Raw genomic sequence first — 22711 nt, 5'->3', positions numbered from 1 at the left:
GTGGCGACGACGACGCGAAGTTAGCGTTCGACTACGGAGAGCGTCAACGGGTGACCTGGCCCACTTTGCCGAGTGTTCATCGTGGGGATGGGCAGGGTCGTGCTGGGCGTCCGGGTCTCACCATGTGGTTTCACGAAGGTCGATTTCGGACGCTCGATAGACTGAGCCGACCGCAGTACATATGCGTATGTGCGGATAGAGACTGACTGAGCGAGGAGCGCACGTGGGCCTTGTCGTGCAGAAGTACGGAGGCTCCTCCGTAGCCGATGCCGAGGGCATCAAGCGCGTCGCCAAGCGGATCGTGGAAGCGAAGAAGAACGGCCACCAGGTGGTCGTCGTCGTTTCCGCGATGGGCGACACGACGGACGAGCTGATCGATCTCGCCGAGCAGGTATCCCCGATGCCTGCCGGGCGTGAGTTCGACATGCTGCTGACCGCCGGAGAGCGTATCTCCATGGCCCTGCTGGCCATGGCGATCAAGAACCTGGGCCACGAGGCCCAGTCGTTCACCGGTAGTCAGGCAGGTGTCATCACCGACTCGGTCCACAACAAAGCGCGGATCATCGACGTCACGCCCGGCCGCATCCGGGAGTCCCTCGACCGGGGCAACATCGCCATCGTCGCGGGCTTCCAGGGCGTCAGCCAGGACAAGAAGGACATCACGACCCTGGGTCGTGGTGGCTCCGACACCACCGCCGTCGCCCTCGCCGCCGCCCTCGACGCCGAGGTCTGCGAGATCTACACCGACGTGGACGGCGTGTTCACCGCCGACCCGCGCGTGGTGAAGAAGGCGAAGAAGATCGACTGGATCGCCTTCGAGGACATGCTGGAGCTCGCGGCCTCCGGTTCCAAGGTGCTGCTCCACCGCTGTGTGGAGTACGCCCGCCGTTACAACATCCCGATCCACGTCCGGTCCAGCTTCAGCGGACTTCAGGGCACGTGGGTCAGCAGTGAGCCGATCAAGCAAGGGGACAAGCCGGTGGAGCAGGCCATCATCTCCGGTGTCGCGCACGACACCTCCGAGGCCAAGGTGACGGTCGTCGGCGTGCCGGACAAGCCGGGCGAGGCCGCCACGATCTTCCGGGCGATCTCCGACGCCGAGATCAACATCGACATGATCGTGCAGAACGTGTCCGCCGCCTCCACCGGTCTGACGGACATCTCCTTCACGCTCCCCAAGGCCGAGGGCCGCAAGGCCATCGACGCCCTGGAGAAGCACAAGGACGGCATCGGCTTCGAGTCGCTGCGCTACGACGACCAGATCGGCAAGATCTCCCTGGTCGGCGCCGGTATGAAGACCAACCCCGGTGTGACCGCGACCTTCTTCGAGGCGCTGTCCGAGGCGGGCGTGAACATCGAGCTGATCTCGACCTCCGAGATCCGTATCTCGGTCGTCACCCGCGCCGACGACGTCAACGAGGCCGTCCGCGCCGTGCACAGCGCCTTCGGGCTCGACTCCGACAGCGACGAGGCCGTCGTCTACGGAGGCACGGGACGCTGATGGCCGGGACAGGATCGGCGCGGCCGACGCTCGCGGTCGTGGGGGCGACCGGAGCAGTCGGCACCGTCATGCTCCAGATCCTGTCCCAGCACGCGGACATCTGGGGCGAGATCCGCCTGATCGCCTCCCCGCGCTCGGCCGGCCGCAAGCTGGCCGTGCGCGGCGAGGAGGTCGAGGTGGTGGCTCTGACCGAGGAGGCCTTCGACGGGGTCGACGTCGCCATGTTCGACGTACCCGACGAGGTCTCCGCGCAGTGGGCGCCGGTCGCCGCGGCGCGCGGTGCGATCGTCGTGGACAACTCGGGCGCCTTCCGGATGGACCCGGAGGTGCCCCTCGTCGTCCCCGAGGTCAACCCGCACACCGCCCGGGTGCGGCCGCGCGGCATCATCGCCAACCCCAACTGCACGACGCTGTCGATGATCGTCGCCCTGGGCGCGCTGCACGCCGAGTTCGGGCTGCGCGAGCTGGTCGTGTCCTCGTACCAGGCGGTGAGCGGGGCCGGCCGGGCCGGGGTCGAGACGCTGCGCCAGCAGCTCGCGCTGGTCGCCGGTACGGAACTGGGGACGCACCCCGGGGACGTACGGCGGGCCGTCGGCGACAACACCGGGCCGTTCCCGGAGCCCGTCGCGCTGAACGTCGTGCCGTGGGCCGGGTCCCTGCGGGAGGACGGCTGGTCGTCGGAGGAGATGAAGGTGCGGGACGAGACCCGCAAGATCCTCGGCCTGCCCGAACTGCCCGTCGCCGTCACCTGTGTCCGGGTCCCGGTGGTCACCACGCACTCGCTGACCGTCCACGCCCGCTTCGAGGGCGAGGTCACCGTCGCCAAGGCGCGCGAGATCATCGCCACCGCGCCGGGTGTGGTGCTGTTCGACAACCCGGCGGCCGGAGAGTTCCCGACGCCCGCCGACGTCGTCGGCACCGACCCCACCTGGGTGGGGCGGGTGCGCCGGGCCCTTGACGACCCGACCGCCCTCGAACTCTTCGTGTGCGGCGACAACCTCCGCAAGGGGGCGGCGCTGAACACCGCGCAGATCGCCGAGCTGGTCGCGGGCGAATTCAAGAGCGGCTGAGCTCGACGGGTTTGTAAGATCTGTGAACCAAGTGTGAGCCGGTCGATGGTCCGGACCACTTGCTGTGGACGTCGTTGTCGTCCGAAGATTTTCCTCCCCGCTCTCCGCAACCGCGCGAAGGGCGGGGAGCGTCTTTGCGAACGCCCTTCAGAGGGCGCACGCCCTTCCGGGGGCGCGGGGATGCTGCAAGGGGCGTGGGGACGCCCCGAACCATTCAGGACATAGGGGAAGAGCGGGTAGGCATGAGGGCGCTTGACGCACGGTCAGTAGTGCTGCCTGACACAAGACGGGGGGCTGGATCCCAGGGCGTCGCACCGGCCGACGCAAAAGTGACGCGAGGCACGTACAACCCTCACGGGGGTCACGGTGTCCAACAGGCGTGGCAGAGGTACTCGACTTCAGCGCGGCACGTGGCGGTACGGCCCTTCGGCCCCGCCCCGCGGCCCTACGACCCCGCATGCCCGGCGCGCCCGGCGGCATGCCGGTGATCGCGCCCATGCCCGCAGCGCGGCCCGCCCGCATACCGAACCAGCGCGACGGCGCCGAGGATGTGACGGCGGCCGGTACGACCGTCGACCACCTCACCGAGACCTACCGGGCGCACTACAGCTCCCTGCTGCGTCTCGCCGCCCTCCTCCTCGACGACACCGCCTCCTGCGAGGACGTCGTCCAGGAGGCCTTCATCCGCGTCCACTCCGCGCGCAAGCGCGTCCGTGACCGCGACAAGACGCTCGCGTATCTGCGCCAGACCGTCGTCAACCTCTCCCGCTCAGCCCTGCGCCGCCGCATCCTCGGACTGAAGCTGCTGTCCAAGCCGATGCCGGACATGGCGAGCGCCGAGGAGGGGGCGTACGACCAGCTGGAGCGAGACTCCCTCATCAAGGCGATGAAGGGGCTCCAGCGCCGCCAGCGCGAGGTCCTCGTCCTGCGCTACTTCGCGGACATGACCGAGGCGCAGGTCGCCGAGACGCTCGGGATATCCCTGGGCTCGGTGAAGGCGTACGGCTCCCGTGGCATCGCCGCGCTCCGCGTCGCCATGGAGGCACCGGCATGAGCGGGGACCAGGACGCGGGCCGGGACGGGCGGCGCCACCTGCACCAGCCCTTCGACTGGCACGAGCCGGGCGGGGACGGGCAGGACACCCCGAAGCAATCACACGCTGGGAACGGAACTGTGAACCACGGCCTCGACGACCAGAGCCCCGGCAGCGGGCTCGACTCGGACGAGCTGGCACTGCGCCGCATGCTGCACCAGGCGGTCCAGGAGATCGAGCCGCGCGACGGCACCCTGGACCACCTGCGGCACGCGGTACCGGCCCGCCGGGCCCGCAAGCGGCAGGCCCTGGTGGGCATGGCCGCCGCGGCGCTCTTCATCGGCACCGCCGTCCCGGCCCTGCTGCATGTCTCCGGCGCCACCGGCTCCAACGCCGACCCGCTGAACGCCGGCCTCTCCTCGCAGGCCCAGGGCGGCGCGAGCCAGGGCAAGGGTCCCGACGGCGGCGAGTCCACCTCCGGGGGCAGCTCCGACAAGGTCGAGGACAAGGACAAGGGCGACCACAAGGGCGACGCGGAGGGCAAGGGCTCCACCGCCGGCGGCGGCTCCGCGGGCGCCACCGACCCGTCCGCGACCAGTACGGTCGGCGTCCCCGTCTGTACGGCCACGGACCTCGGTTCGGCCACGGGCACCTCCGGTGCCGCCGACACCGCCGGGGCGGTCTACGGCACCTTCCGCTACACCAACACCTCCACCGCCGCCTGCACGGTCGCGGGCCCCGGCTCGATCAGTTTCGTCGTGGCGGGAGCAGCGGACTCGGCGAAGATCGGCCAGGTCCGGCACGTCGCCGGCGACGCCGCGGCCTCACTCCCCGACCCGTCCACGGAACTCGCCTCCCTGGTCCTCCAGCCCGGCGCCTCCTACGACGTCCAGTTCGCCTGGGTCCCCTCGGAGACCTGCCCCGTCGACAGCGGCGACCCCGACCCGTCGCCCGACCCGACCCCGAGCGGCGACACGGGCACCACCACGGAGGGCACCTCCACCGGCGGCGACACGGGCACGACCACCCAGCTCGTCACGGAGGACGGCGGCACGGCCGACGGCAGCGTCACGGTCACCAACTCCGCCGAGGGCGGCGTCGCGTCGGCCACCACGACGGTGAGCAACGCGTGTGCGGGGACGATCTACTGGACGGGCGTGCTGGCGGCGTCGTAGGACGCCCGAGGGGCTTTTGACGCTGTTCGGAGGGCTGTGCGCTGCCGACCGGCGTCAAACAGCCGCTCGCTGCTCGCTCTCCTCGGGCACAAGACCCAGCTCCGCGTCCCGGAGGAACTCCACCTCGCGCCGCAGCAACCGGAACCACATGAAGACGACGAACCCGGCGAACACGAACCACTCGCCGGTGTACCCCAGGTTCTGGAACGCCTTCAGGTTCAGCCCGCTGTCGGCCGGTGCGCTCGCGGGCACCGCCTTCATCCCCGGATCGGCCTTGTCGAGGGTGACCCACGCGTCGTACAGGTCGTACGACACCAGGTTCACCAGCGAGGCCGCACTGATCGCCGAGGTCTGCCCCGCGGGCAGCCCGCCCTGGGCGCTGACGCCGTTCTCCCCGGGCTGCTCGGACGCCTGCAAGGCCCCCGTGACGGTGACCTCGCCCTTCGGCGCGGCCGGTGCCTTCGCCGGATCGGCGTTCCCGGGCAGCCAGCCCCGCACCACCGGCAGCGCCTTGCCCCCGTCGGTGCGCAGCAGCGTCAGCACATAGAACCCACGCTTGCCGTCCAGCTCCCGTCCCGGCACCAGCAACTGCGTGCCGTACCGCCCGCTCACGGTGGCCTGCCGCCCGGACGTCTCCTGGTCCACGGGCAGCAGCTCGGCCAGCGGGGCCGCGGCCTCCCGCTTGTTGGACGCGGCCTGCGCGGTCGCCTGGTCGTGGCTCTGCATCCGCTCCTCGAAGCGGCTCAGCTGCCAGGACCCCATGAACACACAGAAGGGGATGGCGAGCAGCACGAAGACGTTGATCCCCCACCAACGGGGCGTCAGCAGAAACCGGTACACACCCCAACGGTACGGGTCAGCCCACAAGCACCCACCCGCGGGGTCGGCACCGTCAGTACCGTTCGGACGAGTCGGCGGGCGCGGGCCCGGAGCGGTGCATGACCGCGAAGTTATCCACAGGCTGAGGACCCCGCCAGTGATTTGTCTGTGCGGGCGGGCAGTATGGGCCCATGACTGAGAGCAACGGGTCCGCGGCGCCCGAGCAGAACGAGCAGAGCGACCGGCAGCAGACGATGCCGGAGTGGGAGAAGCGGTTCCGGGCGCCCCGGGTCTCCCTGCCGGACTGGGCGGAGGACGCCCCGGACCGCTCCCTGTTCGTGTCGAACGCGACGGGGACGTACGAGCTGTACGCCTGGGACCGCGCCACCGGCGCCCAGCGCCAGGTCACCGACCGGCCGAACGGCACGACGGACGGCGTGCTCACCCCGGACGGCGCGTGGATCTGGTGGTTCGACGACAAGGACGGCGACGAGTTCGGCGTCTGGCGCCGCCAGCCCTTCACGGGCGGCCCGGACGAACCGGCCGCACCCGGCCTGGACGCCTCCTACCCCGCGGGCCTGGCTCTCGGCCGCGACGGCCGTACGGCGGTGGTGGGCCGCTCGACCGACGAGGACGGTACGACGATCTACGTCGCCCGCACCGGCGCGTCACCGGCCGAGCCGCCGGTGGAGATCTACCGGCACCGCGAGTCCGCGGGCGTCGGCGACCTCTCCCACGACGGCTCGCTGATCGCCCTGGAGCACACCGAGCACGGCGACGCGATGCACTCCGCGCTGCGCGTGGTCCGCCTCGACGGCACGCCGGTCGCCGAACTGGACGACACCAAGGGCGGCACCGAGGAACTCGGCCTGGAGGTCCTCGGCTTCGCGCCGGTCGACGGGGACAGCCGCCTGCTCATCGGGCATCAGCGCCGGGGGCGTTGGGAGCCGCTGGTGTGGGACGTGGCGTCGGGGGAGGAGACGGACCTGGCGCTCGACCTGCCGGGTGACGTCAGCGCCGAGTGGTTCCCGGACGGCACGGGTCTGCTCATCGCCCACAGCTTCGAGGCCCGCAGCGAGCTGTTCCGCTACGACCTGGCGAGCCGCGACCTGGTGAGGATCCCCACCCCGGCGGGTTCGGTCTCCGGGGCCACGGCCCGCCCCGACGGCAGCGTGGAGTACCTCTGGTCCTCGGCGGCCGAGCCCTCGACGGTCCGCTCCACCTCCGGTGCGGTCGTCCTCGACCCGCCCGGCATGAAGTCCCCGGGGTCGGTACCGGTGGAGGACGTGTGGGTGGAGGGCCCCGGCGGCCGCATCCACGCCCTGGTCCAGAAGCCGGCCGGCGCGACCGGCCCCCTGCCCACGGTCTTCGACATCCACGGCGGCCCGACCTGGCACGACAGCGACGCCTTCGCGGCGGGCCCGGCGGCCTGGGTGGACCACGGCTACGCGGTGGTCCGCGTCAACTACCGCGGCTCGACCGGCTACGGCCGCGCCTGGACGGACGCCCTCAAGCACCGGGTGGGTCTCATCGAGCTGGAGGACATCGCGGCGGTCAGGGAATGGGCGGTGACGTCCGGCCTCGCCGACCCGACCCGTCTCATCCTCACCGGCGGTTCCTGGGGCGGCTACCTCACCCTCCTCGGCCTCGGCACCCAGCCCGACGCCTGGACCCTCGGCATCGCCGCGGTCCCGGTCGCCGACTACGTCACGGCGTACCACGACGAGATGGAAGCCCTGAAGGCCATGGACCGCACGCTCCTCGGCGGCACCCCGGAGGAAGTCCCGGACCGCTTCGAGGCCTCGTCCCCCCTCACCTACGTCGACCAGGTCAAGTCCCCGGTCTACATCTCAGCCGGCGTCAACGACCCCCGCTGCCCGATCCGCCAGATCGACAACTACGTGAAGCGCCTGGAGACAAGAGGCGCAACCCACGAGGTCTACCGCTACGACGCGGGCCACGGTTCGCTGGTCGTGGACGAGCGCATCAAGCAGGTGAGGCTGGAACTGGACTTCGCGGAACGCCACTTGGGCAACAAGGCTTCCGCATAGCCACGGCCACAGCCCATCCGCCGCTCCGCCGTAGCTGCGGGCAGTCCCGCGGCAGGGGCGGCACCCACCCGAGCAGCCGCACCAGCCAGTCTGCCTACCCAGCTGCGGGCGTCCGCGGTCCGCCCGAGCTGCGGGTATCCGCGGTAGCCGCGGGCAGTCGCGCGGCGGGGGCGGCGCCCACCCGCAGCCGCACCAGCCAGTCTGCCTACCCAGCTGCGGGCATCCGCCGTAGCTGCGGGCAGTCGTGCCGCTGGGGCGGCACGGGTGGGCGCAGCGGCACCCCGCCAGCGCGGGCAAGCGAAAACCCACCCCCGCCCAGCCCCAGCAGACCGCACCTTGACCACGCCCCCCGCCCAGCCTCAGCGGGCCGCACCTTGAACACGCCCAGCCCAACCCCCAGCAGCCCGCACCCCCCTACGCCCCCGCCCGCTCCCGCTCCCCCCGCCGGCCCAGCAACTCCGCCAACCCCCTCCGCGTAGCCGCCAACACCACCCGATCCGCAGCCTTCAGCACATACGTGTCCGGCAGATCCCACACCAGCCCCGAAGCCACCGCCGCCTCCTCGTACGCCCCCTCCACAGCCGGCTCCGACGACCCGGAACCGGCACCGGAGGGAGCCGTGTCCAACGCCAACACCCGCCACGCCCCCGCCCGAAACGCCTCCCCCACAGTCCGCCCCTCCAACTGCGGATGCCCACCCACCTCCAGCGCCGCGAACAGCAACACCCGCCGCTCCACCGGAATCGCCCCCAGAATCTGCCGCCCCATCATCGCCCCGGCGAACGCGGGCGCGGCCAGATGAGAAACACTCCGACTCCGCGTCGACGCCCGCGGATGCGCCGCCCGCAACGTCCGGTACACCGCCGTCGCGAAGTCGTCGTCGTACAGCCGCAACACCACCCGCAGATCGGGCCGCACGGACCGCGCGTACAACGCGGCCTCGAGATTCGTCGTATCGGAACTGGTCACCGCCAGCAACGCATGCGCCCGATGGATCTTCGCGGCCTCCAGCACCCCCTCCTGCGTCACATCACCCAGCACCACCGGCACCCGCAACCGCCGAGCCGTGGCCAATCCCCGCGCCTCGGCCCCCGCCTCGACACACACCACAGGAATGTCCAGCTCCCGCAACCGGGTCAACACCCGCGTACCGATCTTCCCGAGCCCGAGGAGCACCACATGCCCACCCAGCCCCCGAGGAGGTTTCCGCAGCGCCGACGCGGACCGGAAGGTCCCGAGCGCCTCCAGCACCGCGGCCAGCAGCACCGGCAGCAGCAGCAACCCCACCAGCCCGGCGAGGAGTTGCAGGATCTGCCGCCCGATCGGCGCCCCGAGCGCGGGATCGTTGATGGCGAAGAGATCGAGCAGCGTCTCGTACGTCGCGAACAGCGGATGCTCACCCGTCACCACGGACAGCGCGACGGCGAGCGCCGCGACACACCCGACCAGCCCGGCCAGCGACCACCGCAACCGCCGCGAGAACAACGAGGCGAACGGCGGCACCACCCCACCCCGCCCCGCGGGCAGCGACGGCCCCGCGTACGACACCTGCTCCAGCACCACCGTCCCGCGCCCCACCGCGTCCCGCACCGCCACCGCGTCCGGCAGCAACTCGGGCCCCTGCTCCCCGGCGACACCGCTACCGCCACCGCCTCCGACACCATTACCGGTCCCGGACAGGAGCGCCAACGTGGCAAGCCCCGCCCCACCCCCCTGCCCCGGCACCCGCTCCACCGCCCGCAGCAACAACCCGTCCGTCTGTACGACCTTGCTGGTCCCGGCGACAGCGGAGGCCACCAGCGCCGGCGCGGCGGTATCGGCGTCGGACAATACGGTCGTGGAGGCATCGAAGCCACCGCCGCTGTCGTCACCCGCGGCCAAGGTCGCGGCCTGATCGAGGAGTTCCTCGATGTGCTGGCCCAACCGCCGGTTGTACAACCGCAGTACGAGCCGCAGCCGCGGGTTGAGCCGGCGGGCGGTCAGCGCGGCACGGATGTTGGTCTCGTCGTCGTCGTACACGAGCGCCAGCGCGGCGGCCCGCTCCACGCCCGCGTCGGCGAGCACGGCCTCGGTCGCCTCCGCGGCCTCCACCAGCCGTTCGCCACCGACGGGTTCACTTCCGCCGGTCCGCCCGGCGGCGGCGTTCACCACCCGGTCGAGCAGCGCCGCCGAGGCGGCCCGGGCCCGCCCGACCACGGGCGGCCGTACGGTCCGCTCGGCCGCCGGGACAACGAGGGTGACCTGTTCCCCGTACACACCCCGCAACTCGGCGGCCAGCCGGTGGGCGAGCCCGTCGTCCCCGCACACCACCATGTGCGCGGCCGTGTCACCCTGCCGATCACCCTGCCGACTCTGTTGACCCTGCTGACCTTGCTGACTCTGCTGCGGAAGGCTCGCCACGAGGGAAAAGACTGCCTCAATGAGACGGGTGGTTCCAGAAGTGATCGGAACGCGCTGAACACCCGTGCCGGGACCGCCGTACTGAAAGGGAGGGAAACCACGTGAAACCCGCGCCCGCGCGCACCACCGGAGGTACCTCACCCGTGGCGATCACCGAAGAAGCCCCGTCCACGGCGGCGGAACCGACGCCACCCCCGCCGCCCCAGGGCGATGAACAGGCCCGTCACCTGAACTCCCCCCTCCTCCTCACCATGCTCCTGCTCCTGGTCCTGCTGCTCCAGGGCCCGATCCGTGGCGCGCTGGCCGCCCCCGTGATGCAGAGCTGGATGACGGTGTTCGTGGCGGTCACCGTGCAGGCGCTGCCGTTCCTCGTGCTCGGCGTGCTGCTGTCGGCGGCGATCGCGGTGTTCGTGCCGCCGGCGTTCTTCGCCCGCGCGCTGCCGAAGAACCCGGCGCTGGCGGTGCCGGTCGCCGGGGTGGCGGGGGCGGTGCTGCCGGGCTGCGAGTGCGCGTCGGTGCCGGTGGCCGGGGCGCTGGTACGACGGGGCGTCACCCCGGCCGCCGCGCTGGCCTTCCTGCTCTCCGCCCCGGCGATCAACCCGATCGTGCTGACGGCGACCGCCGTCGCCTTCCCGCGGAACCCGGAGATGGTGCTGGCCCGCCTGGTCGCGGGCCTGCTGACGGCCTGCGCGATGGGCTGGCTGTGGCTGCGCCTGGGCCGCGCGGACTGGCTGCGCCCACCGACCCGTGCCTCCTACGACGGTCAAGGCAGAGGCGCGGCGTTCTGGGGTTCGGTACGGCACGACGTGACGCACGCCGGGGGGTTCCTCGTCGTCGGTGCGATGGCGGCGGCGACGCTGAAGGCGGTCGTACCGGAGCAGTGGCTGCGTACGGCGGCCGGCAACCCGGTGGTGTCCGTGCTGGCCCTCGCCGTCCTCGCCGTCCTGCTGTCGATCTGCTCGGAGGCGGACGCGTTCGTGGCGGCGTCGCTGTCGCAGTTCTCGCTGACCGCGCGGCTGGCGTTCCTGACGGTCGGCCCGATGATCGACCTCAAGCTGTTCGCGATGCAGGCGGGCACCTTCGGCCGCGGCTTCGCGCTCCGCTTCGCGCCCGCCACCTTCGCCCTGGCCGTCCTGGTGGCGGTGCTGACGGGGGCGGTGCTGCTGTGAACCGGCACGCACAGTCGGCGGTCATGTTCCTGCTCGGCGCGACCCTGCTGCACGCGGGCTCCACCGATCTCTACCTGCGCTACGTCAAGGCGGGCCTGCGCCCGCTGCTCCTGCTCTCCGGCGCGGTCCTGATCGCGGCGGCGCTGGCGACGCTCTGGTACGAACGCCGGACCACCACTCACGACGACGACCACCACCACCCCGAGCCCCGGGTCTCCTGGCTCCTGATCCTCCCGCTCCTCGCCCTGGTCCTCGTCGCCCCGCCCGCCCTCGGCTCCTACAGCGCCATGCGCACGGGCACGGCCCTCCAGCAGGCGTACGGCTACGAGGACCTGCCCGCCACCGGCCCGCTGCGCCTCGGTGTCGCCGACTACGCGGGCCGCGCGGTCTACGGCCACGGCCGTGAGCTGCGCGGACGCGAGATCAAGGTCACCGGCTTCGTCGCCCTGGACAAGTCCGGCCGCCCCTACCTCGTCCGCATGGCCCTCAACTGCTGTGCCGCGGACGCCCAGCCGGTCAAGATCGCACTGACCGGGAAGATACCGCCGGTGCTGCGACCGGACGCCTGGCTGGAGGTCACCGGCGGCTACACCCCCGAGCGCACCACGGACCCGGTCAACAACGGCCCCATCCCGTATCTGAAGGTCACCTCGGCCCGCCCGGTGGCGACGCCCAAGGACCCGTACGACGAGACCTGGAACAACTGACCGGGCCGGTTCCCGTTCCGGCGGGGCGCCGACGACCCGGCCAGGCCAGCGTCCTAGGCCAGTTTCCGCAGGGCGGCGGCCTCCGGGCTGTCCTCCGCCGCGCTGAACACATGCAGGACCAGCCCGGACTCCCCGGGCCCCGCCGGCACGTGCAGGGTCTCGAAGTCCAGCTCCAGCAGCCCGACGACGGGATGGCGGAGCCGTTTGCGTCCCGCCGCGCACATGGTGACCTCACCGGAGTCCCAGATCCGCCGGAACTCCGGGCTGGCGTCGGCCAGTTCGGCGATGAGACCGGTCAGCTCACGGTCGTCGGGATGACGCCCGACCGCGACCCGCAGCTGCCCCACGGCCTCGGCGGCCCGGTCCGCCCAGTCGGGGTGCAGATCCCGGGCGGCGGGGTCGAGGAAGACGAACCGGGCGTTGTTGGCGTCGCGGCGGCCGGGCACGTCCAGGCCGCCCATCAGCGTGGCACCGAGCCGGTTCCAGGCGACCACGTCGAGCCGGTGGTCGGTGGCGAAGACGGGCAGCCCCTGCATCGCGTCGATCGCCCGCCGCAGCCCGGGCCCGATCCGGGTCCTCGGCACGGGGTCGGGCCGCGCGGCGGCCAGGGTGTCCAGATGCCGCCGCTCCGCCGCGTCGAGGCCGAGCGCACGGGCCAGGGCGTCGAGCACCTCGACGGACGGCTGGGTGGCCCGCCCCTGTTCGAGACGGACGTAGTAGTCCACGCTGATCCCGGCGAGCTGGGCCAGTTCCTCGCGCCGCAGCCCCTGCACCCGACGCCGCTTGCTCACTCCGGCGGGCCCGACCGTCTCCGGGGCGACGCGCCCACGACGGGCGCGCAGAAATCCACCGAGGGCACGTCGGCTGTCGTAGATCCCGTCGTCCATGACTTCCAGTATGCGGGGCGGCGTGGAGCCATCGGCGGTGAGTGGCCCTCGCAGTACCAGGACTGGCGTTCCACCGGTCGAGGAGGGTTCTGGCTACGCGTCGGCCGCCGGGAGACCGTTGCGGCATGAAGAGGATCCTGATCGTCAGCGCCCACCCCGAACCCCGCTCCCTGAACGCGGCGTTGACCACCTTCGCCGTCGAGCACCTGCGCGCGGCGGGCCACGAGGTACGGCTCTGCGACCTGTACGCGATGAAGTGGAAGCCGACGGTCGACGCCGACGACTTCCCGGACCACGTGTCCCAGGAGGACCGCCGTCTGCATGTGATGCGCGACTCCGAAGAGGCCACTCTGAGCGGCCGCCTGGCGCCGGACATCGCCGCGGAACAGGAGAAGATCCGCTGGTCGGACGCGCTGATCCTGCAGTTCCCGATGTGGTGGTTCTCCACCCCGGCGATCCTGAAGGGCTGGATCGACCGGGTGTTCACCAGCGGTTTCGGCTACGGCCCGGAGGTCCCGCCGCCGTACGACGACAACGGCAGCGCGCTGGCCGGCCGCCGGGCCCTGCTCTCGGTGACGCTGGGCGCCCGCGAGACGGCGTTCTCGGACCGGGGCATCCACGGCCGCCTCACCGACGTACTCCACCCGCTCCAGCACGGCCTGTTCTGGTTCACCGGCATGACCCCGCTCGAACCCTTCGCGGTGTACGACACGGACCGCATGCCCGCCGAGCGCTACGCCCCGGCCCGCGAGGCGTACGCACGCCGCCTGGACGCCCTGTTCACGGAGACCCCGGTCCCCTTCCGTTCCCTCACGGGCGGCGACTACGACCACGACATGAGGCTGCTGCCGGGACGGGAGCGCCCGGGCACGGAAGGCCTGGACCTGCACACGCGCCCCGTCCCCACCCCCGGGCTCAGCCGGTGACGAGGGCGAGCGTGAAACCGTCGTACCCCTTGGACCCGACGGTCTGCACGGTCGTGGCCGTCAACCGGGGCTCCTCGGCGATGAGTTCGGTGAACCGGCGGACACCCTGGACGCGGGGGTCGTCGCTGTCGGGGTCGGTGACGGCACCGTCCCGGACGACGTTGTCGCCGACGATGACACTGCCGGGCCGGGTGAGCTTGAGCGCCCACCGCAGATAGTCCGGGTTGGAGGGCTTGTCGGCGTCGACGAAGACGAGGTCGAAGGGCCCCGCGCCCTCCTCCACCAGCACGGGCAGCGTGTCCAGCGCCTTGCCGAGCCGCAGCTCGACGACGTCCCCGAGCCCGGCCCGCGCCACATTGGCCCGGGCCACCTCGGCGCACCGCTCATCGGCCTCCAGCGTCACCAGCCGCCCGCCCTCGGGCAGAGCACGGGCCAGCCAGATGGTGCTGTAACCGCCGAGAGTGCCGATCTCCAGCACGGAACGCGCCCCTTGGACACGCGCGATCAGGTTCAGCAACTTGCCCTGGTTGGCGGCGACTTGATGCCCCGGGAGTCCGGCCGCGGCACTGTCCTCCACGGCGGCGAGCAGGGCGTGGTCCTCCGCCACGAGCAACTCGTTGAAGTAGTCGTCGACGGCGGTCCAGGTGTGCTGCTGCGACACGGGGCGGCTCCCTCTCGATGCGGGTGAGTTCCTTACGGGTGAGTTCCTTTAGGGAACTTACTCGGAGGCGAGCCGCCGCACCACCGAGTTCCTCAGGACTGATACGGCTGCTGAGGCTGCCCGTACCCCTGGCCGTATCCCTGCCCCTGTCCCTGTCCGGCCTGGGCGCCCGCCGCCTGCGCCTGGAGCTGCTCGGCCTGCTCCTTGCCGATCTTCACCTCCGTACCGCAGAAGGTGCACTGCGTCGCGTACTTGGTCGAGATCGGGAACAGCGGCACGAAGAACAGCGTGAACTTCGTGACGCGCTTCCTGAGGGTGTGGGCGGCGGGGTTGCCGCAGCCGCCGCAGACCAGCGTGAGTATCGCGAGCTGGTAGAGGTATCCCTTGGTGCCGAAGATGATCATTGGGTGGACGTCCTTAGCGGGCTCATCGGGTCGATTCCTGCGGCCCAAGGCTACGGCTCGCGTGATTGACCCGGGCCGGCTCGGCGGGACATCAGGGCAACGACCGCGAGTAGGCCCCTGGCTCAAGGGGCGGGCGCGACGCACCGGAACCCGGTGTGCCCGCTGGAACTGTCCGGGGTGTTGGCGGTGCGGGCGGCGACGCGGTAGCGGTTGCAGTAGGAGGCATGGCACAGGTGGGAGCCGCCGCGGATGACCTTGCGGGTGCCGTCGGGGGGCCCTTGAGGGTCGACGAGGGGACGGTCGGGCCCGCCCTGATGTCCGACGGCCCACCAGTCGGCGCACCATTCCCACACGTTGCCGGACATGTTGTACAGCCCGAACGCGTTGGGCGCGAAGGCGTCGACGGGCGCGGTCCCCCGATAGCCGTCGGCGGCGGTGTTCCTGGTCGGGAAGACCCCGCGCCAGATGTTGCACCGGTACGGGTGTTCGCCCTCCGCATCGAGCTCGTCCCCCCACGGATAACGCCGCTGCTCCAGCCCGCCCCGGGCCGCGTACTCCCACTCGGCCTCGGTGGGCAGCCGCTTCCCGGCCCAGGCGGCGTAGGCGGCGGCGTCGTACCAGGACACATGGACCACGGGATGGTTCTCCCGTCCCGCCACCCCACTGCCGGCCCCCTCGGGCTCCCGCCAACTGGCCCCACCCACCGCACACCACCAGGGAGTCGCCTCAGGCCGAGCCGCCCCACGCCGCAAAGCGGCAGGCAGAAACCCGGCGAAGACGTACGACCACCCGAGGCGCTCGGCGTCGGTGCGGTAGCCGGTGTCGGCGACGAAGGCGGCGAACCGCGCGTTGCTGACGGCGTGCGCATCGATACGAAACGACGCGACCCGCACCGTCCGAACCGGCCCCTCCCCGTCCCCCGGGACGCCGTCGGGGTCCTCGGCGCCCATGAGGAACTCACCGCCGGGCAGTAGGACGCCTGCCGGGTCTGCCGGCTCGGCGTGCTGCCTCTGGGGCCGCACCCGCCCCACGCCACTGACCGACTGCCCGGCGACCGAGGGCATACAGCAGTGCCCACTTGTCTGGGGTTCGCTCATAAGGTTTCCGCTCCTAGAGGGCCAGTTTTGGGCCCGGTCGGCGCTGCTGAACGTACAGGGACTGTCTGAGAGGCCGACCAGGTCAGCACCAGGCCATTAATTAGGTAGACTGACCTACCTAATTAATGGAAGGGCTGTCATGACCGACCCCGAGACCACGGCGACACCGAAGCCCCGCAGACGCCGGGGCGCCGCAAGGGAACGGCTGCTCGCGGCAGCCGCGCGACGCTTCTACGCGGACGGCGTGTCGGCGACGGGCATCGACGCGATCACCGCCGAGGCGGGCGTGGCGAAGATGAGCCTCTACAACAACTTCTCCTCCAAGGCCGACCTGGTCAGGGCCTACCTGGACGCACGGCACGAGGAGTGGCTGGACCTCTACACCCGCCGCCTGGCGGCAGCCCCGGACGCGAGGGCCGGCGTACTGGCCGTCTTCGACGCGTACGCGGACCACGCCAACTTCGCCTACGAGCACGGCTTCAGAGGCTGCGGCCTGCTGAACGCCGCGGCGGAGCTGCCCGCGGACGACGAGGGCCGGGCGGTGGTACGCCGCCACAAGGAGGAGGTTGAAGCACTCCTGTTCACCCACCTGACAGAACTGCTCCCCGACCACGCACCGGAGCAGACCCGCGCGACGGCGGAACACCTGTCGTTCCTGCTGGAGGGAGCGATGGCGAGGGCAGGCCTGGAAGGCGCGGACACCCGCCTCCAGCACGCACGCGAGATGGCCGCGGAAATGCTGGACCGCCTGTGAGCTCCCCCAGCAGCCACCACCTCACCGGCACGGTGTGCGTCCTACTGGCATCGCTGCTGTGGGGAACGACGGGCACGGCGGCAACGTTCGCGCCGGAGGTGGGCCCGCTGGCGATCGGAGCGGTGGCCATGGGAGCAGGCGGACTACTGCAAGCTTTGATAGCGGCCACCAGCATCCGCAGAGAGAGACAGCGCCTACGAACCCAGACCGGCATCGTCCTCCTGGGCGCACTGGCTGTGGCCGCCTACCCCTTGGCGTTCTACAGCTCCATGCACCTGGCCGGCGTAGCAACGGGAACGGTGGTGTCCATCGGCTCGGCCCCCCTCGCCTCGGCCCTGATAGAACGCACCGCGGACGGCCACCGCCTGACCCCGCGCTGGATGGCAGGCGCAGCACTGGGCCTGACAGGAACGGCACTCCTCTGCGCGGCCAAGACAACATCCGCATCCCAGGGCACGGAATCCGCCACCGGAGCGGTGCTGGGCGTATGCCTGGGCCTGATAGCGGGCGGCACCTACGCCCTCTACTCCTGGACGGCCCACCGCCTGATCAACAAGGGCATAACCTCACCAGCGGCCATGGGCACGATATTCGGAACAGGCGGCGTCCTACTCCTCCCGATCCTCCTCACCACAGGCGCCCCCCTCCTCACCTCCTGGCCCAACGCAGCCGTAGGCACCTACATGGCCCTGATCCCCATGTTCCTCGGCTACGTCCTCTTCGGCCACGGCCTGACCCACATCCCCGCAAGCACCGCAACCACCCTGTCCCTCCTGGAACCGGCGGTAGCGGCACTACTGGCCGTCCTACTCCTGAACGAACACCTCCCCGCCCTGGCCTGGACCGGCATAGCCCTGGTCGTGGCATGTCTGGCGGTACTGACCACCACGGACCCAGCACCCCAACAAACCCCAAACCCAACACCGACACCGACACTGGACACCCTGTGAACCAAGGCCCGGGCCCTCTGACCTCGCGTTCTTCGGCCGCCTGACGAACGCAGACACGCGGCGTCCTCGACTCGCATTCGGCAGTGGGCGGTCGACGCGGGTCGCCTGAAGCCACCCGCCCGGGGTATCCGCCTGAACATGCTCGCTCTGGTTGCCTACCGCACCTATCACGGCGCAACGACCGTGTGGGCCTTCGTAGTTGCCATCCTCATCGCGCTGGTGGCCGGTTGGTACATCCGACGCCGAAGGTAGGCGCGACACGCTACCTACGAAGGTGGAGACCGCACACAAGGTCAGCCCACGAAGGCCGTACCGCACATAGCGGTAACCGATTCGAAGATCAGGAATGAGATCGGCTCACCGCCGGTGACATCTGGAGGAACTCCGCTTCGTCGTCTCCACGGTCGTCGGCAAGCCGCTCGGCCCCGGAGCGGTAGTCACGCACATGAAAACAGGTGAGGCACCTAGGAACGTTCCTAGGTGCCTCACGTGCTGTTTTGGCTGTCGGGGTGGCGGGATTTGAACCCACGACCTCTTCGTCCCGAATGAGGTTCGGGTGTGATCATCACCGGCTGGTTTGCTGTTTTGCCTGGTCAGGGCGTTGGGGTGCGGTGGTCTCAGGTGGTCCTGAAGGGGTTTGGGGAGCGGGTTGGCTCCCAGATGGCTCCCAGCGGGACCTCAGCCAACGGCCGCTGAGTCCGCGTTTCGCGCCGTGTCCGCGGAGGCCGACTAGGCGAGCAGGCTTACGGATCTACGTGTCACAGAGGGTGATGCTCCTGGGCGGCTGATCGCCGGACCGGTCAGGGCAGCCCAGTCCTACCTGGAGACTGGCAGACTGCGATTGTGATACGCGAACCAGCAGAACTGCAGATCGATGACGACGGCCGTGTGTCCCTGCCGCTGGGACTCCTCGCGGAGGCTGGCCTGGATGCAGGTCACGTCCCGCGGGGTGGTGTAGTCACGGCAGCTGTTTCGATTCCGGTTGCGGGGTGATCTGCGGCTCGGGTGAGGTGGGCTGGGTGGTGAAGAGTTCGGCCATGGAGGCTTCGGAGAGGTAGCGGCGGTCGAAGACCTGCCATTCATCGTGGAGTTCGGCCAGGACTGCCGCGGCGAGCCGGTCCAGGGCGGCGGGGTTGGGAAAGACCTGGACGACGTCGGCCCGCCGTTTGATCTCCCGGTTCAGCCGCTCCAGCGGGTTGGTCGACCAGATCTTCTTCCAGTGCGCCGGCGGGAAGTCCGCGAACGCCGTGATGTCCGGTGCGGCATCCAGCAGCATCTTCTTGACCTGCGGGAACTGTCGTCCGAGCATGTCAGCGACCACGTCCAGCTGGGTGCGGACGGCCGAGGCTGTGGTCTGCGCGAAGATAGTGCGGATGGTGGCCGCGACCATCTCCCCGGAACCCTTTTCGATCACGGCGAAGACGTCGCGGACGAAGTGGACGCGGCAGCGTTGCCAGGCCGCGCCGAGGAAGACGGTGCGGATCGCGGCCACCAGGCCGCTGTGGCTGTCGGAGATGACCAGCTGGACGTTCTCCAGGCCGCGGGCCCGAAGCGAGCGCAGGAACTTCGTCCAGAACGGCTTCGACTCGCTGTCGCCGACCATCACACCGAGGATCTCTCGGTGCCCGGTGGCCGAGATCCCGGTGGCGATGACCACGGCCTGCGAGGCGATCCGGTGATTCACCCTGGCCTTGCAATAGGTCGCGTCCAGGAAGACGTAGGGGAAGACGGTGTGATCCAGCGGCCGTTCCTTGAACGCGGTCAGCTCCTCATCCAGCTCACCGCAGATCCGCGAGACCTCGGACTTGGAGATCCCGCTGTCCGCACCGAGTGCTTTGACCAGGTCATCCACGCTGCGGGTGGAGACCCCGTGCACGTATGCCTCCATCACCACGGCGAACAGCGCCCGGTCGATGCGCCGCCTGCGTTCCAGCAGCGACGGGAAGAACGAGCCGGTCCGCACCTTCGGGATCTTCAGATCGAGGTCGCCGGCCTGGGTGGTCAGCAGGCGGTCGCGGTGTCCGTTGCGCCAGGTCGTGCGCTTGTCGGTGTGCTCGTGAGGGGCGGCACCGATCGCGTCGGTGGCCTCGGCCTCGATGAGCTCCTGCAGGATGCGCTCGCACACCACCCTGATTGCTTCAACTCCCTCTGCCCGACGTAGTGACTCCAGCAGCCGCATCAGCTCAGACTGGGACAAGGCCATCGCGTGCTCCTCCGGTTGAACTGCCCGTTCACCAGGGAGACTTGCGCGATGGCCTGCCCTTGTTCAGGGAGCATGCACGGTCAACGGATGCACGCCCCGGGCAGACACCCGCGCGTTCCGGGACCGGGCCCGGCTACACCACTTCATGGGACGCCATCCGTCCTACAGCCTCGGGGTGTAAGCCGCGCAACCAGAGTGACCAGCCACCGGGCACAGACGTCTTCCGACGCCTGGCGGGACAGGTTCAGTCTGGCGCAGTCATTTCTTTGAGTTGATTGCGGCGAATGCCGCGTCATGGCGCCAACTGACCTGACTCAATAGGCACATGGAGATGGGTGAGCACTGGGCATACCGTGCCAGGCCGAAGGAGCTGGGTGGCGCGGTTCGCCGGGTGGAGATCGTTCGAGTGGGCGGCTCCGGCAGGTCCGGCTGGGTCCATGTGCGGTTCCTCGACGGTGACGACGCGGGTCTGCAGGAGTGGGTCAATCCGAACTCTCTCGTAACACTGTGGGCGGACGTCGACGTGTTCCGCGCGGACGACGGGGGAGAGTTGGCACTGGCCGAGGCGTCACGCCATGTGCGGGGGAGCATAGAGTTCGAGGCCGCGCGCATGATCCTCGGGTTCGTCCGGCCGAAGAACAGGCTGCGTCTGCGCAGGGGCGTTGCGGATGCAGGAGTCCTGGAGCTGGGCCGCCTTGACGACGCGGCACCGGTCATCGGCATGGACACCGCTGAACTACGTGCCGACCCGATGGTCTACGAGAAGAGCGACGGCTCGTGCTTGGCCGGATGGCCGGTTACCGAACGCGTCGCCCGTCAGGTGGCCGGCCGCCTCGCAGAAGAGATCCTCCCTGAGGTGGATCGCAAGCAGCAGGACATCGAGCAGGAGCGCACCCAGTCCTCCTGGTACTCCTACGGCCGCCGGGACGATCGCAAGTTGGACGCGGATGGAGCCGTCCTACGGACCGTCCGGGCGTGGTGCGGCGAAGACAAGGCAGACCGCTACGACGAGTTGGTTGCCCTGCGCGCCGAGGTCATACGGCTCGGGGAGCTGGTCGAGAAGGCGGTCAAGGCCCTACGCGATCGCGGCCACGGCGTCATCGCCTCCACCATTGAGCGCGACCTTGGCGTCCATATCTCCAGCCTTGATCCTGACGTGCGTCGATGAGACCGCGCCACGGGTCTGGCTCCGTTTTGGGCGGTGCTGGCTGAGTAGCGGGCATCTTCTCCTTCTCCGGCCGGTGTGGGTGCCAGCCGTCGAGGAACGGCCGTAGTTGATCTCTCGTCGGCTCCGCATGGAAGTTGAGAGAAGCCAGGCCCTTGCCATTCGTGGTGGGGTCGAGCCGGTCGGCCTCTGTCTTCCCCCAAGCCGACCACTCGCGCAGTCTCTCGGCTTCGAGGGCGTCTTCCGCCGCCGCGGCGGCTTCGTCTAGAGCGGCACAGAACGTCCGGATCTCCCCTGCGGCCTGCCACTGCTCAAGAGCCGTGCCGAAGCGCTCGGCCCGTACCGCGTGAACCGCCTTGATCGAAGCCACGCTAACGGCGGCTTCCCACTCCCGCCGCTCGCGCTCCTCCCGCTCCGCTTCCAGGCGCCGGCGCTCGGCCTCCTGCCGCTCCCGCTCCTCTCGCAGGCGCTGCTGCTCGACCTCACGTTCCAGCCGAGCCCGCTCCTGCTCCTCCGCGCGCGCCTTCAACGCCCGGAAGACTGAACTGATCTGCTCCTCCAATGGCTTCTTGGCCGTGTCAGCCCATTCCTTCTTCCAGCCGTAGCTGTAGCCCGATTGCTGGCTGACCAGCAGCTCCAGTTCGCCGGATGGCTCGAACTTCTGGGCCGGGGTGACACGCTGCCAGTCGTACGTACGGCGGCCCGGCTGCTTGGGGACGTACCGGACCGGCTTCTGCCGTTCGCGGAAACTGACCTCGTACGTCCTGCCGTGGACGGTGAGCAGCGGCCTCGGCTGCCTGCGCTTCTTGGACACTGCGATCTCGCCGTGCCGTGCGAGGGCTTGCTCAGCGAGGAGCCGGAGCAGCGAGAGTACCCGGGGGAGGACCTCCTCCGAGATCTCGAAGGCGCTGTGGTCCGCCGTGACCGCGGCGATCACGTCCTCGACATCGGTGATCACACGGCTGCGCGCCAGCCGGATCCGGTTCCACTCGGTCTCGTCCTCGCCGGTCACCCTGAGCAGACCGAGGAAGAAGTCCCCCTTTGCCCGCCCGCTGTACTTCAGGTGATACCCGTCTGGCGCACACTGCCGCGCGGCGTCGAACGCCCTGCGGTAGCGGGCTCGCTCCTGGTCGCTGGGGTTCGGGATCCGAAGGAACCGCCCAGCCTGCTGTACCTCCGCGATCAAGGCGGCTCCGATTTCCGCCGGCGACGCCTGTGGGGACTTGGCGGTGCGTTGCGGCGCCGGCTGCGTCGTGGACGGAGCTGTGTCTTTATTCTGCGGAGGAGGGGCAGGCCGTGTCGGTTGCTCGGAACCCGCCGACCGCTGTTTGCGCGGCGTCGGTTCCGGCCGGTCCGGGTGATGGCCGTGTTCCAGGTAGAAGCGCCCCGCGTCAGTGATCTCCGCCTGCCACTTCCCATCCTGCTTGGGCATGGTGATCAGACGCCGCTCCTTGAGCGCGCGGGCGGTGAGAGCGAACTCTGGGCTGTCCGACGTGACGGGGTCGGCTCCGTCCTTGATGCGGGTGAGGAGCGCGAGCTGGCGGTCATTTAACGGAGACCATCGGTGCATGGCGATCGTCGTACCGTCTGTGCTCACCTCACCACAACCCGTATGAGAAGATTTCATCCCCGGTTTGTGACGAGCTGACGCTGACCAGCCTGGCAGATGGAACGCGCACGGAATGGCATTTCATGATTTTACGTGCGCACAGTCTGGAAACGGGCGAAAACTGGGTGCT

The 22711-nt window shown here is 70.1% G+C and carries 19 protein-coding genes; 11 read left to right on the top strand and 8 right to left on the bottom strand.

The features are described from left to right. Positions 1–223 precede the first annotated feature (223 nt). The 4 genes from OG885_RS21085 to OG885_RS21070 all read left to right on the top strand — a co-directional run bounded on the left by OG885_RS21085 (position 224) and on the right by OG885_RS21070 (position 4779). Positions 224–1501 carry an aspartate kinase gene (locus tag OG885_RS21085; RefSeq protein WP_405733892.1) on the top strand — a complete coding sequence of 426 codons (1278 nt, stop codon included), beginning with the start codon at positions 224–226 and terminating at the stop codon, positions 1499–1501. Next, positions 1501–2571, top strand: a complete 1071-nt coding sequence (locus OG885_RS21080) for an aspartate-semialdehyde dehydrogenase (RefSeq protein ID WP_399952442.1) — start codon at positions 1501–1503, stop codon at positions 2569–2571. The genes OG885_RS21085 and OG885_RS21080 overlap by 1 nt, the downstream gene beginning before the upstream one ends. A 478-nt stretch (positions 2572–3049) precedes the next feature. Continuing rightward, the gene (locus tag OG885_RS21075) at positions 3050–3625 is read left to right on the top strand and encodes a SigE family RNA polymerase sigma factor (RefSeq protein WP_079309383.1); all 576 of its coding nucleotides are present in this window, start codon (positions 3050–3052) and stop codon (positions 3623–3625) included. After that, positions 3622–4779 (top strand): hypothetical protein, encoded by a 1158-nt coding sequence (locus OG885_RS21070; RefSeq protein ID WP_405733890.1) that lies wholly within the window; start codon positions 3622–3624, stop codon positions 4777–4779. The genes OG885_RS21075 and OG885_RS21070 overlap by 4 nt, the downstream gene beginning before the upstream one ends. Before the next feature lie 54 nt (positions 4780–4833). Here the strand turns inward: OG885_RS21070 and OG885_RS21065 are convergent, their stop codons facing one another. Further along, positions 4834–5619: an SURF1 family protein gene (locus tag OG885_RS21065; RefSeq protein ID WP_405733888.1), complete on the bottom strand. Its 786-nt coding sequence runs from the start codon at positions 5617–5619 to the stop codon at positions 4834–4836. Between the two features lie 170 nt (positions 5620–5789). Between OG885_RS21065 and OG885_RS21060 the strand changes: the two genes are divergently transcribed. Next, entirely contained in the window at positions 5790–7649 is a 1860-nt protein-coding gene (locus tag OG885_RS21060; RefSeq protein ID WP_405733887.1) for a prolyl oligopeptidase family serine peptidase, read from the top strand. A 414-nt stretch (positions 7650–8063) separates the two neighbouring features. On the opposite strand, the gene OG885_RS21055 is transcribed toward OG885_RS21060, so the two are convergent. After that, positions 8064–9962 carry an NAD-binding protein gene (locus OG885_RS21055; protein ID WP_405733885.1) on the bottom strand — a complete coding sequence of 633 codons (1899 nt, stop codon included), beginning with the start codon at positions 9960–9962 and terminating at the stop codon, positions 8064–8066. Between the two features lie 230 nt (positions 9963–10192). Here OG885_RS21055 and OG885_RS21050 point away from each other — a divergent pair, with 230 nt between their 5' ends. Beyond that, on the top strand, positions 10193–11218 hold the full coding sequence (locus OG885_RS21050; RefSeq protein WP_405733883.1) for a permease: 1026 nt from the start codon (positions 10193–10195) through the stop codon (positions 11216–11218). Further along, on the top strand, positions 11215–11925 hold the full coding sequence (locus OG885_RS21045; RefSeq protein ID WP_405733881.1) for a TIGR03943 family putative permease subunit: 711 nt from the start codon (positions 11215–11217) through the stop codon (positions 11923–11925). Before OG885_RS21050 ends, OG885_RS21045 begins: the two co-directional genes overlap by 4 nt. A gap of 53 nt (positions 11926–11978) precedes the next feature. On the opposite strand, the gene OG885_RS21040 is transcribed toward OG885_RS21045, so the two are convergent. Next, positions 11979–12812 (bottom strand): helix-turn-helix domain-containing protein, encoded by an 834-nt coding sequence (locus OG885_RS21040; RefSeq protein ID WP_405733879.1) that lies wholly within the window; start codon positions 12810–12812, stop codon positions 11979–11981. 125 nt (positions 12813–12937) lie between these two features. Here OG885_RS21040 and OG885_RS21035 point away from each other — a divergent pair, with 125 nt between their 5' ends. After that, positions 12938–13738 carry an NAD(P)H-dependent oxidoreductase gene (locus OG885_RS21035; protein ID WP_405733877.1) on the top strand — a complete coding sequence of 267 codons (801 nt, stop codon included), beginning with the start codon at positions 12938–12940 and terminating at the stop codon, positions 13736–13738. Here the strand turns inward: OG885_RS21035 and OG885_RS21030 are convergent. From OG885_RS21030 to OG885_RS21020, 3 genes are all read right to left on the bottom strand, one after another. After that, positions 13728–14399: an O-methyltransferase gene (locus OG885_RS21030; protein ID WP_405733875.1), complete on the bottom strand. Its 672-nt coding sequence runs from the start codon at positions 14397–14399 to the stop codon at positions 13728–13730. The two genes, OG885_RS21035 and OG885_RS21030, sit on opposite strands and share 11 nt — an antisense overlap. A gap of 92 nt (positions 14400–14491) precedes the next feature. Continuing rightward, positions 14492–14803: a zinc-ribbon domain-containing protein gene (locus OG885_RS21025; protein ID WP_405733873.1), complete on the bottom strand. Its 312-nt coding sequence runs from the start codon at positions 14801–14803 to the stop codon at positions 14492–14494. Positions 14804–14925: 122 nt separating this feature from the next. Next, positions 14926–15900, bottom strand: coding sequence for a formylglycine-generating enzyme family protein (locus OG885_RS21020; protein WP_405733871.1), 975 nt, complete (start codon positions 15898–15900; stop codon positions 14926–14928). 139 nt (positions 15901–16039) lie between these two features. Here OG885_RS21020 and OG885_RS21015 point away from each other — a divergent pair, with 139 nt between their 5' ends. Continuing rightward, the gene (locus OG885_RS21015; RefSeq protein ID WP_405733869.1) at positions 16040–16654 is read left to right on the top strand and encodes a TetR/AcrR family transcriptional regulator; all 615 of its coding nucleotides are present in this window, start codon (positions 16040–16042) and stop codon (positions 16652–16654) included. Further along, the gene (locus tag OG885_RS21010; protein ID WP_405733867.1) at positions 16651–17604 is read left to right on the top strand and encodes a DMT family transporter; all 954 of its coding nucleotides are present in this window, start codon (positions 16651–16653) and stop codon (positions 17602–17604) included. The genes OG885_RS21015 and OG885_RS21010 overlap by 4 nt, the downstream gene beginning before the upstream one ends. Positions 17605–18562: 958 nt before the next feature. On the opposite strand, the gene OG885_RS21005 is transcribed toward OG885_RS21010, so the two are convergent. Then, a complete protein-coding gene (locus tag OG885_RS21005; protein WP_405724815.1) occupies positions 18563–19807 on the bottom strand; it encodes an IS256 family transposase in 1245 nt (414 codons plus the stop codon). Between the two features lie 325 nt (positions 19808–20132). On the opposite strand from OG885_RS21005, the gene OG885_RS21000 reads away from it, so the two are divergent. After that, the gene (locus OG885_RS21000; protein ID WP_405733865.1) at positions 20133–20975 is read left to right on the top strand and encodes a PE-PGRS family protein; all 843 of its coding nucleotides are present in this window, start codon (positions 20133–20135) and stop codon (positions 20973–20975) included. On the opposite strand, the gene OG885_RS20995 is transcribed toward OG885_RS21000, so the two are convergent. Continuing rightward, entirely contained in the window at positions 20905–22569 is a 1665-nt protein-coding gene (locus OG885_RS20995; RefSeq protein ID WP_405733863.1) for a PE-PGRS family protein, read from the bottom strand. The genes OG885_RS21000 and OG885_RS20995 overlap by 71 nt on opposite strands. Positions 22570–22711 lie beyond the last annotated feature (142 nt).

This window comes from Streptomyces sp. NBC_00028, from assembly GCF_045041065.1.
In the GTDB taxonomy this organism is placed as follows: domain Bacteria; phylum Actinomycetota; class Actinomycetes; order Streptomycetales; family Streptomycetaceae; genus Streptomyces.
The sequence above is the reverse complement of the archived record's forward strand: the minus strand, read 5'-3'. Positions and strand labels throughout refer to the sequence as shown.